This window comes from Paenibacillus ginsengarvi, assembly GCF_003626695.1.
Taxonomy (GTDB): domain Bacteria; phylum Bacillota; class Bacilli; order Paenibacillales; family NBRC-103111; genus Paenibacillus_AB; species Paenibacillus_AB ginsengarvi.
The window spans coordinates 19111-30006 of record NZ_RBAH01000050.1 but is presented as its reverse complement, the minus strand read 5'-3'; the positions used below and the strand labels follow the sequence as shown (position 1 = coordinate 30006).

The following is a 10896-nucleotide window of genomic DNA, read 5'->3' as shown; positions in this document are numbered from 1 at the left end:
GCTTCCGTTCTAGTGGCAAGAGGTTTTTCAGTTTTTCCCATTGATCGTCACGTATCTCGTATCTTCTTCTCATGTGAGAAGTTTACCAAATTATAGGGCCTTTTGATAGTTTGAATACACGCCCTAGCTGCGCCTAGTTTCGTATTGCCTTTTTTAGGGATACGCGTTACGTGTTATTTTCAGGGTAGTTTAGCCTTGGGGTATATTTATTATTGATAATGTGATGCTTCATTTAGGTTCGATATTATTCCAATAACAATAAGAAAAACTGTCATTATAAGAAGTGCATAACCTACCCAATGCAAACTTAAACTGCTTTGTGATGATTTCGAACGTATAACAAATAGTAACCCAGAACCAATCAACAACGATATAATTATTCCGAAATTGGTCAAACGAACACTCCTTTCATCAAAATCCACTTCTTATAATAACCATTGAAAACTTAAGACTCCGGCCGGGTTACTTTCGCTTCGCACCCGAAACATTAGTCGGGCATACCAAGTCAATAGTACAGATCCCACGCGGCAATTAATGAGATAATGTTCTTGTCACCCAACATATACCTTTTGCTGCTCCACTTAAAACCTTAAAAACACCGCTTATCGTTCGGCAGCGGCGCGAAAGCTCGCAGCATGCCAAAACGGAGCGATGTTTTTTGCATAGGTCAATTTTATTTCTTATCCACAGGTAGATTCCGCTTCGCTTCCTGAATCTGCTTATCGATCTCCTCGTCGGCGTTGCGCAGCGCTGTATTCATGTCTACCCCATCGTATACAACCGTATTAAAATAGTCTTCGATTAACGTAGAAGGAGCCGTAGCAATTGCATATTTCCAATTCGCTGCGGTAGCGTATTTCAGCTTTGTAAACGCCACCATGTTTTTGCCCTGCAGCTTTGTAACGTTCTTACCGAACTGATCTTGGATGGCGCGGTCTTTCAGGATGGACTGCTGCGCGTCCTTCGACAATTCCAGTTGCACGTCATCTGAGATAAACACCGAGAGCGCTTGCACCGCTTCCTTCGGATATTTGCTTGTGCTCGATACAGCGCCGATAAAGTTATCGGGAAGCTGGCCGACGCCCGGAGCCTTCGGATTGGTCGGATAGGTGACGGCATCCCATTGCAAATTCGGCAGTGTGATCAATTTAGGAATGAGCAGCGAATATCCTCCGATCATTGCGGTCGTGCCATTGTAAAAGCCGTCGGCCATACCCGGCGTTTTCGGAATGAAGCCGCCATTCGGCAGCTTGAACATGTTGTACCAATCCTGGAATACTTCTTTCCAGCCCGTCGTTTGAAACGGGCCTTTATCGGTTTTCGGGTCGATATAAGGCAAGTCAATCTGGTAAGCGCCGTAGCGGACCGTACCCGGATGCAGCCCGATGTACTGGATCCCGCCTTCGTTTCGGGACAGGCGGTCTGCTAAAGCTCTGGCATCCTGCCAAGTCATATTGTCCTTCGGATAAGCAACGCCGAAGCGATCGAACAAATTTTTGTTGTAAATTAAGCCGAAAGCGTTGTTTAAAATCGGCAGCGCCGGGATATAGTCGAGACCCAGATTCACTTTGACCGAATTCAAAAATTGCGGCTCGATCCGGTTCAGGTCGATTTTCAATTGTTTTATTTCCGGTTCAATATTTCGCAATAAGCCTGCAGCCGCCCACGGATTCATGTTTCCATAGATTTGAATGTAAATGTCGGGAATATTTTTAGCTGCGATGAGAGAAGCAAGATCGTTCCCTTTCGCGCTATAGTCGATCAGCTCCAGCGTAATATGCGGGTATTTTTTGGCAAGCGGATCTACAAAATATTTTTTTAACGCTTCATCCGTAAAAAAGCTGGAATAACCGAATTTAAGCGTAACTGGAGTCGGTTGAGCCGCTTTCTCCGCCGAGGCGGTTGTCGAACTCGCCTTATCGCTCGTTTCCTCCTTATTACTGCAGCCTGCTATCAAACCTATGAGCGCCACAGTAGCAATCCCGGTACGTACATATCCCCACTTCTTCATTGGACCATACTCCCTTTACACATATAGTGACGTTCTTCCGAGTCGTAGTTCTTCTCTGTCGTTCTGTTACCGAAAGCTGGACAATCAATAAAGCGGTTTCATTTATGAAACCTTCAATCGCACCCCCTATACAGTTTCTTTAGGTGCAGATTTGCTCTAGGAAAATCCGTGGACATCCTAAGATTCCGCCACTCGAATCATATAATTCGTATTGGAATACCCAGATTTGTTTCTACAAAATCCCGGCATATTCGCAGGCTCTCATAGGGGGTGCTCGTCGATTTGTCAATCTCCACCGTCAGCCAACCGTCATAGCCGATGTCGTTCAAAGCTTCGATGATCGGATGGAAATCGATTGGCCCGAGACCGAGCTCGCAAAATACCGGTAATGCTTCGTTCCCTACCAGCATCGGAAAGTCTTCGATTCTCGCCGCCGCGGGCATCAAATCTTTCAAGTGCACATAGGCGACCCGTTCTGAGTAGCGCCGGATGATCGCTGCGGCATCCATACCCGCTCCGGTGAGGTGGGCCGTATCCGGGGCGAAATACACCTCTGGAGCGGACAGCTCCATCAGCGCGTCCAGCTCATTCTCATCCTGCAGCTCCGTCCACAGGTGCGGATGCACGCAACATTTGACGCCGTATTCGAGCGTCCGTTTGGCCGCCTCGTTGATCGTCAAGGCCGCTTGCTTCGTCTCCTCCGCCGACGTCGAACCGACACGCGGTCCCCCCGGGCCGAACACGATGTGCGAGGCGCCGCATTGGGATGCTATTCGCGCCAGCCGGACGTTGTAATCGACGATGTCGTGCCGTTTCGACGGATCGGCAAAGCGCCTTCCCGATTCACCGGACGCGCCGCCATAAACGCCGGTCATCGCCAGCCCGTAACGGTCGAGCGTCTCCCGCAGTTCGCTCTCCCTGCCCTCATGCTGCATCACAAAAGTCGGCCACGGCTCAATCGCCCGGTAGCCGAGCGCCGCCGCTTCCTCGAATCCTTTTAGATGATCGTGTCCCCACGTAATCGAATGGACGGCCACTTTCCCTTTAAACGCAACCATGTCCTTCACCTCCCGAGCAAATGGTCGAGCACGTACTCGTCCAAGCCTTCGTAGTCTCGCGCCGCCACCAACTGCCGCTCTTTCTCCCTGTCGTAAGTTCGGACCTTATCCGCCAGACGCAGGAACAAGCTCCGGCTGTTCGCCAAATGCTTGAACGATAGCTCTCTCGGCTGGGTGCGCATCGCCTTAACGTCGAGACCGATAAATTCCCCGTTGCTTCCATAGCCGTTGTCCGCCAGCACGCGTACCTGATTGAACGCCCTGCGCAAATTGTCCGAGCCAAACGATTTGTCCTGATCGTACTTCAATCCGTTCTGGTCATTCAGATGAACGCTCCACAGCTTGCCGTGCGCCAGCGCGTAGCCCATTTCATCGGACGGATCTAGTCCGGCGAGAATGCAATGCGCCGATTCGATCAAGCCGCCGACCCGATCCGGATCGGTCGACCGGTAAGCAAGCGACAGCGCATGCCCAATTGTCGGGATATAAGCCTGATCCATCGGTTCGTTCGGCTTCGGCTCAATCAAAATGCGAATCGTCTTGTCATAATCCAGCAGTTTGTTGATCGCATCGATCAAAAAATGGACGGCATCGACCGGATTTTTCGCTTCGCGTATGTAGGTTCCTTCCCGGGCAAGCCAAAGCACGAGATTGTTCGTACCCATCTCCCTGGCGATGTCGATCGTCTGTTTCGACCTCTCGATCGCTTGAAGCCGTTCATTCGGATCGTTCGAAGTGTACGCCCCATCAATCGTATTCGCGCCTTCCCACAGTCGCGGGGCGACGATTTCGGTCACGAGCCCGTGTCCATCCAATATGCGGCGCACCTCGCCCGCCCGTCTCATCACTTGCGCATGCGTCTTGCCTGCAATATCCGGTACGATATCGTCATCGTGAAACTGCACGCCTTCAAAGCCAAGCTCGCGGTATGCAGCCAGCTTCTCCTGAAAATCGTACGATTGCCTTACCGGCGGACCGAACGGATCCGCCCCTTCATGAATGTTCCACGGTCCGAATGAAAAGCGAAACGTCATTGTCACCTGCTCCTTATGTTGGAATCGTAACCCACTGCTTGGTCAGCGCAGACCGCTCCACCGCATCCAGCACAAGCTGGTTGCGGTAACCGTCCGCAAAATTCGGCTCGGGACTGAAATTCCCGGCAATGCCGCGCATCAGCTCGTGCATAATATTGATGAACGTATGCTCGTAGCCGATAATATGGCCCGCCGGCCAGTATACCCCCGCATACGGATGAGCCTCTTCCGTACAGTTGATCGTACGGAAGCCCTGCATCCCTTTCTCGTCATCGTCCAAATACAGCTGCAGGTTGTTCATATTTTCCATATCCCAGCGCACGGAGCCTTTCGAGCCGTTGATCTCGAACCGGTTGCCGTTGCGGTTCCCTTTGCCGAACCGGGAAGCCTCGAATACGCCGAGCGCGCCGTTCGCGAACCGGCCCAGAAAGGCGACCGCGTCGTCCACATCGACCTCACCGTACCGGTCGTCCACCACTTGCGCGTTCAATCCTCCGCTCATCTCGCCTATCGGACGGCATTTGACGAACGTATCCATCATGCCGGTCACTTCGGTCAGCTCGCCGACGAGATACCGGGCCAGATCGATCGAATGCGCCATCAGATCGCCATGCGTACCCGAGCCGCATACTTCTTTGCGCAGCCGCCAGACGAGCGGGAATTTAGGATCCATAATCCAGTCCTGCAAATACGTCGCCCGCATATGGTAAATGGTGCCGAGGCGCCCGGAATCGATCAGATGCTTAGCATAGCGGATAGCTGGCACGAAACGGTAATTGTGGCAAATCATATGGACGATGCCCGCCCGGTTCGCCGCCTCCAGCATACGACCTGCTTGCTCCGCGTTCATCGCGAGCGGTTTCTCGCAAATGATATGCTTTCCCGCCTCCGCGGCGGCGATCGCCATCTCCGCATGCGTATCGTTAGGCGTCCCGATGTCGATCAGATCGATATCGTCGCGTTCGAGGAGACGGCGCCAATCCGTCTCGTACGATTTCCAGCCCATCTTCCCGGCGGCCTGGCGCACCGCTTCCGGATCGCGGCCGGCTATCGCCTGCATAACCGGCTCTACATCGAGATCGAAATAAAACGGAAGATCGCGGTAAGCGTGGCTGTGCGCCTTGCCCATAAACCGGTAACCGATCATGCCAATACGGACTTGTCGTTTGGACATCCCATTTCACTCCCATACGCCGTTTTGTGCCGAATGAGCCGACCGTCCCGTTGTTCTCCATCGCTGCCCTGATGCGGCCTTCGGTATCCATCCGTTCCAGCGGACGGTGCAATGAAACCCGAGAACATTGCACCGTCGCACTTCCTGCTAAGCTCCTGCGGTTTTGCGGATCGCCTTGATCACGTCATCGCAATCTTGCTCCGTCATGTGCTGGTGCAAGCCGATGGCGATAGCGCGGCTGAGCCAGTCAAGTGTGTTCGGGCACATATCCGGCGAATATTGCGCGTTCCCCTTATAGCTCTGGCAGTTCCACGGCGTATCGCGCTCGGAAGCTCCCCGCTTCTCCATTACATAAGTCCAGTTTTTGTAAATATGCCGGTCGGCAAAGCCGTTGTTATCGATCGTACCGTTTGGGATGCCTTCCCGTGCCAACTTCTTGGAAAACTGCTGTGCCTGTTCGACTGTCGGCAAGTAAAACACGAGGCTGTACGAAACATCGCCCTGTGGGTCCGGAATCGCTTGCAGCCGGATTTGCGGCAAATCGCAGATACTCGCCGTAATGGTCGATTTAATATGCCGCAGCTTGGATACGAGAGTGTCGATCCGCCTTGACTGGGCAAGGGCCAGAGCCGCGTTAATTTCGCTTAGCCGGTAATTTTCCCCGGGAAACGGCGGATGCCGGTTCTCCACGTTCATGTCCCAATACACGAATGCCGAATCGTGTTAAATATTAACACGCTCGTAGAGCGTTTCGTCGTTCGTGACGACCATGCCGCCTTCTCCGGCGGTAATCAACTTGTATTGCTGGAAGCTGAAGCAGCCGGCGAGTCCGAACGAGCCAAGCGGCTTGCCTTTGTAGGAGCCGCCGTTTGCCTGCGCAACGTCCTCGATGACCTTTATACCCCGCCTTGTGGCCACCTCCATAATCTCATCCATCCGGCAGGGCACGCCGCGCATATGGACGGGAATGACCGCTTTTGTGTAAGGCGTAATTGCAGCTTCGAACGCCTGCGGGTCCATCGTCAACGAATCGTCCGCCTCGACGATGATCGGAACCGCCCTCGCGATCAGTACAGCCGCGGCCGTGGCAATGTACGTATAGGCCGGGACGATTACTTCGTCTCCCGGTCCGATGCCGGCTCCGATCAGAGCGGCCACCAGCGCCGAAGTGCCGGCGTTGACCGCAAGCGCGTGCTTCGTGCCCGTACGCTCGCGGTACAGCTGCTCCAGCTGATACGCTTCGGATTGCGACTTGTCGTTGCCGTAGAAACGAAACACTCGTTTCTTCTCCAAAACGCCGAGCACGAGATCCTTCTCCTCTTGCCCAAACTCTTCTGTGCTGTGCAGGCCGAACTTCCACGGCTTGGTTCGTATCGGTTTAAAATCGTCTCCGGTTGGCATAATCGAATAAGGCCCCTTTCGCTTCCAGTCTAATATGGTCCGTTTGGTTTGCGGATCGCCGCAACATTCCGCTTCCGCCTTGCTGTTATCCGTTTAATGAAGCTGCGCGATCAATTGTTTCGCCGCTTGCACGAATAAATCGCTTGCTTCCGCGCGATATGGCGTCGTATTCATTTCATAACCGCCGAGCCCGTCTCCGTAAGCTTGCGCGGTAGGCAAATATCCACAGTAGCCGTTAGATACGCCGGCAAACAACATATACGGGGCGGCACAGAACGAGCGGAGAATACCCGCATACCCGTTAAACACTTCGCACGATACGGATACGAGCACAAATTCGCCAAGGCGGAGGCCGTGCAGCGTAACGTCAATCGACGGCTTGAAATACATCGCGCGCGTCGGCAGTCCGACTTTGACCTCCGCGCTTTCGAGCGGAAGCGTCTTAATCGGTTCCGCCCGACCTGCTATGGTTGCTATCTCGCCGTATAGTTCATGGCCGAGCCTCTGCACCCACGGATACGTATCGTCGGGCTCGTTCCGATAATGGCCGTGCGGCCCCACGTCTCCGGAGAAGCCTTGAATGAAAAGCGCCGCAAACCCATCTCCGTATTCCTGCTCCCATTCCTTCATCGCCAGCCCGACGAACTCCGAGGATATCCGATGCAGCGGGTTTATAAGAAGAGTAGGATGAACGGCGCAGTTGACAATACCGCCGACCGGTCGACCATCATCGGTTTCGAACACGACCGCGTGAAGCGACCTGTCGATCGGCAGCTCGTCGTTATGCTGCAGCCGCGGCCGCCGGTTCACGGAAACGCCGGTTTCGCCGCTGCCAGCCCTTGCCCGCAGCGGCTGCAATTCGTTCGCAGCATTCCGGATAGCTTGCCGGATTCTCGCCGTATATTTCTCGCCGAAATGCTCCGGTGCACTGTGCGTGTGCGTCGCATGAACGGATACCGACGCTTCTTCCACCCCCGCGGCCTCTCCCCAGCCGCACCTCGTCCCTTCCGGGAACGTTTGCAGCAGGTGCCTGTAAACAGGCGCTTGGCCGGAAGGATCGGCGGCCTGAAAGGTCGTTTCGTTGGTCAAGCAGCAGTCGATGCTGACGATCACCTTGCGCTGTATTCCGTCATCCAGCACGGCAACGCGCGCGTATAGATCGTCCAGAACGTCCGTTTCCGGATTTGCGATATAAGTGTTCGGATCGTATCCTTGCAGAGGCGAAATTTCTTCCGGTGTCAGGAGTACTTTGCGGAAAGCGCCTTTCAGTTGTGACATCCCTTCACTTCCTTTCCACATCCAAGTTTGGCCGAAATTGAATTACTAAAGAAATTATATAAGCATATATTTCTTTATTTAATTTACTAAGTTAATTATATTGCGTCACTTTCATTTTGTAAACCATATTTTTCAAAATTTTTTTAATGCAAAATAGCCCCGCGGAGCGGAGCTGCACAATTCGCCACAAACTAATATATCCCAGTGTCCCATCTCATAGCGGAAATTTTTGTCACTTTTTTACAGTTTTCGTTCACTTTTCTATCGACAATATAAAAGACGTGCCCGCCAGCGTCAACGCTCCCAATATGCCTTGCCGGTCGCCGAACGAGCTTGCTTCCAGCTTCATGCCGAGCGTCGCAAACCGGTTTGCCCGGAGCAGGACGGTCCGTTTGACCTCTTCGAATATAATCGGGAACCGATCGAAGACGGGACCGCCCAAATATATCGTTTCCGGATTAAATAAATTAACGACGTTGCTCAGTGCGGTGCCGATCGCATAGCCGGCTTCTATGCACACATCCAACGCCATTTTATCGTTGATCCGATAAGCTTCAAGCAAGGACATGCCGCTTGCGGACTTCTCCCGGTACTGCCCTCCCAGCATCGGAAACGTGACGATATTTTCCAGACAGCCGTAATTTCCGCACCGGCACCGTATGCCCTTCTCATCAACCGTAATATGGCCGAGCAGTCCGCCGACATTGTTGGCTCCCCGCAACGGCTGTCGGTTAATGAATGCTCCCGCAACGACGCCGAAAGCGACATGGACGACGATAAAATCCGCGACGTCTTTCGCCTTGCCCATCAGTTTCTCCGCGAATGCCATCGTACGCCCGCTTTCCTCGAGAAAAACCGGAGCCTTGAACCGCTCGGTCAATCCGTCTACGATATTCACGTCATTCCAGCGGTTCAAGTTCGGGATATTCAATATATTCCGTTTCTCCATGTCGATAATCCCGGTCACGCTCACCCCGATCGCGTCGACGCACGGCGTCCCGGCGGCTGCCAGAAAAGTCTCGACTTTATCGATAAGCTCCTGCAAAACATTTTCCTTGTCTTCCAAATATTCGATCAAAAATTCCTCGTTATGCGTCACCTCGTACCGATAGTCCGCAAGCGCGATCCGAACCCGGTACCCGCCGATATCGATGCCCAAAAATTTAAATTTGTCCGGGTTCGCTATGAGCAACACTTCTTTTCGGCCCAAGCCGCTTCCGATCCGTGCGCCTTCGGAAATATAGGCTTCGCCGACAAGCTTGTGCGTAATTTTCGTTATGGAAGCCTGGGAAAGGTCGGTTTTCTCCGCCAATGTCTTTCTGGATATGCCATCGCTTTGCTGGATTATAGTTAATACGAGTATTTCTGTAGCGTTCAACGTCACGATTACAATTCCTTTCCAATCGTTTGTTGTATTGTAGCATATTTAATTCACCATTTGAAATAATTGCTCCAACCCAAACACACACGCCGAAAATCGACGGGGAGTTAGTGTCAAAATGTCTCTTTAATCTATTGGGACAAGTTGGATAATAGCGGCAAAAAAAGTCGCTATGAAGCGGAAATAACGGATATAGGAAAAAATTGAGGAAGAAATGGTATCTATTTTGACCAGATAGTCATTATAGGCCTATCGTTCGTTCGAACCCGGAAATAAGTCGAATTTTTCCGCAATATATTCCGATCGTCAAGCAGGCGAGCCTGACCATTGCTAAGATGGAAAACGGCTCAGTCCGGGCGATTACGTATCACACCGGCAACGGCCGAACCCGGACGATCGAGGCGGATTATTCGTCGACAACACCGATAACGGGGCGCTGGTCAACCTGCTGGGCGTAAAGAGAAATCCCGGACTGGAAGCGCTTTACCAAAATTCGCAAAAAGAGTATATGAGTGCCACCTATATGATGAAACATGACCTATGCAGTTCGAGGTAAATCCAGGTAAATTTCAGGTTTTGGAGTAGCCCAAAGAAGCATCAAATAATGCTCCGGCCAAATAATTCAATGAGTCTTGCAAACTGCCGCACATGTGTGTCACAATCGAGAGAGATTCGCTGAATGCCCTTGTGGGTTTTCACGTGAACCTGACAACGAGTGTGGAAGAGGCCGCGAACCATTTCACCGTGGGTGTAGCCTTCATCACTCGTTTTTTCTTTGTTCAGTTCAAAGAGCGCGACCGCTAATAAGGTTTCTGCGACAAACAATAGCTCGAAATGGGCATGGTGATGCGTCTCGAATTCGGAGTGGCATTTCTCAAATGCCAATTCCTGTTTGGCGGCGCGAAAGAACACTTCAATGCGCCAGCGCTTTGCATAGGTTTGCACCACTTCTTTCGGAACATCGTGCCGATTGCTGATCAACAAATAGGCGCCTTTGTCTTTGCGTCCCCATTTAGTCATAACTGCGAATGGATTGTCCGGCTTGGGGCAAGGCATATAAACATGTCCATTACTTGAGAGACGCTTTAGTATTTTGAATTCTGAATGGAATGAGCACCAATTATTTTTTCAGAGCAAGCCGCGTTGTCTGGATGTAGACATTGTTTAATCCTAGCTTCTTTTCTAAGGGTCTTATAATTGTCTCAGAAATTAACTGGATTTGAAAATCCCTCATCGTTGTGTTTAGCTAAGCAACATTTCTTGTATTTATTTCCACTTCCACATGGACAGGGGTCATTTCGACCTATCTTTTTATTCAATTGAATCCCTCCTACTGATATCACTTCAACATAAGGATAACCTCAGTATAAATAAAAGCCCAAGCAGTTCAATCCTTGGGCTTGTTTAAATGACAAATTGGAAAATGTGGTTCCAAGATACTTACTCCCTCGCAAGCGACACACAGCACTTTACATGCCAAGTGCCTCGATCCATCTATTTTAGCGAACCTGCCACATCTCATTTTCGAACCATCAATATTACCGACTCCACATGTCTCG

9 protein-coding genes and 1 pseudogene are annotated in these 10896 nt (G+C 51.7%); 1 reads left to right on the top strand and 9 read right to left on the bottom strand.

What is annotated here, in order from left to right:
- Positions 1-673: 673 nt before the first annotated feature.
- The 7 genes and pseudogenes from D7M11_RS35170 to D7M11_RS35135 form a co-directional block, all read right to left on the bottom strand.
- Complete coding sequence (locus D7M11_RS35170; protein ID WP_120751942.1) at positions 674-2011, bottom strand: ABC transporter substrate-binding protein; 1338 nt, start codon at positions 2009-2011, stop codon at positions 674-676.
- A gap of 197 nt (positions 2012-2208) precedes the next feature.
- On the bottom strand, positions 2209-3069 hold the full coding sequence (locus tag D7M11_RS35165) for a sugar phosphate isomerase/epimerase family protein (RefSeq protein WP_120751941.1): 861 nt from the start codon (positions 3067-3069) through the stop codon (positions 2209-2211).
- A 5-nt stretch (positions 3070-3074) separates the two neighbouring features.
- Complete coding sequence (locus D7M11_RS35160) at positions 3075-4103, bottom strand: TIM barrel protein (protein WP_120751940.1); 1029 nt, start codon at positions 4101-4103, stop codon at positions 3075-3077.
- Between the two features lie 13 nt (positions 4104-4116).
- Complete coding sequence (locus D7M11_RS35155) at positions 4117-5277, bottom strand: Gfo/Idh/MocA family protein (protein ID WP_120751939.1); 1161 nt, start codon at positions 5275-5277, stop codon at positions 4117-4119.
- Positions 5278-5424: 147 nt separating this feature from the next.
- A pseudogene (locus tag D7M11_RS37660) lies at positions 5425-6678 on the bottom strand (DegT/DnrJ/EryC1/StrS family aminotransferase).
- A gap of 93 nt (positions 6679-6771) precedes the next feature.
- A complete protein-coding gene (locus D7M11_RS35140; RefSeq protein ID WP_120751936.1) occupies positions 6772-7956 on the bottom strand; it encodes a hypothetical protein in 1185 nt (394 codons plus the stop codon).
- A gap of 253 nt (positions 7957-8209) precedes the next feature.
- Positions 8210-9340 carry an ROK family transcriptional regulator gene (locus D7M11_RS35135; protein ID WP_120751935.1) on the bottom strand — a complete coding sequence of 377 codons (1131 nt, stop codon included), beginning with the start codon at positions 9338-9340 and terminating at the stop codon, positions 8210-8212.
- 332 nt (positions 9341-9672) lie between these two features.
- On the opposite strand from D7M11_RS35135, the gene D7M11_RS37855 reads away from it, so the two are divergent.
- Positions 9673-9795 (top strand): hypothetical protein, encoded by a 123-nt coding sequence (locus tag D7M11_RS37855; RefSeq protein WP_275671766.1) that lies wholly within the window; start codon positions 9673-9675, stop codon positions 9793-9795.
- 139 nt (positions 9796-9934) lie between these two features.
- Here the strand turns inward: D7M11_RS37855 and D7M11_RS35130 are convergent, their stop codons facing one another.
- Entirely contained in the window at positions 9935-10357 is a 423-nt protein-coding gene (locus D7M11_RS35130) for a transposase (RefSeq protein WP_193556362.1), read from the bottom strand.
- 182 nt (positions 10358-10539) lie between these two features.
- Positions 10540-10680: an SEC-C metal-binding domain-containing protein gene (locus D7M11_RS35125; protein WP_240041442.1), complete on the bottom strand. Its 141-nt coding sequence runs from the start codon at positions 10678-10680 to the stop codon at positions 10540-10542.
- Positions 10681-10896: the final 216 nt, after the last annotated feature.

Excerpts from the sequence above, each read along its gene's own strand:
- D7M11_RS35155 (WP_120751939.1), bottom strand. The coding sequence starts at position 5,277 with ATGTCCAAACGACAAGTCCGTATTGGCATGATCGGTTACCGGTTTATG.
- D7M11_RS35140 (WP_120751936.1), bottom strand. The coding sequence starts at position 7,956 with ATGTCACAACTGAAAGGCGCTTTCCGCAAAGTACTCCTGACACCGGAA.
- D7M11_RS35165 (WP_120751941.1), bottom strand. The coding sequence starts at position 3,069 with ATGGTTGCGTTTAAAGGGAAAGTGGCCGTCCATTCGATTACGTGGGGA.
- D7M11_RS35130 (WP_193556362.1), bottom strand. The coding sequence starts at position 10,357 with ATGACTAAATGGGGACGCAAAGACAAAGGCGCCTATTTGTTGATCAGC.
- D7M11_RS35170 (WP_120751942.1), bottom strand. The coding sequence starts at position 2,011 with ATGAAGAAGTGGGGATATGTACGTACCGGGATTGCTACTGTGGCGCTC.
- D7M11_RS35160 (WP_120751940.1), bottom strand. The coding sequence starts at position 4,103 with ATGACGTTTCGCTTTTCATTCGGACCGTGGAACATTCATGAAGGGGCG.
- D7M11_RS37855 (WP_275671766.1), top strand. The coding sequence starts at position 9,673 with ATGGAAAACGGCTCAGTCCGGGCGATTACGTATCACACCGGCAACGGC.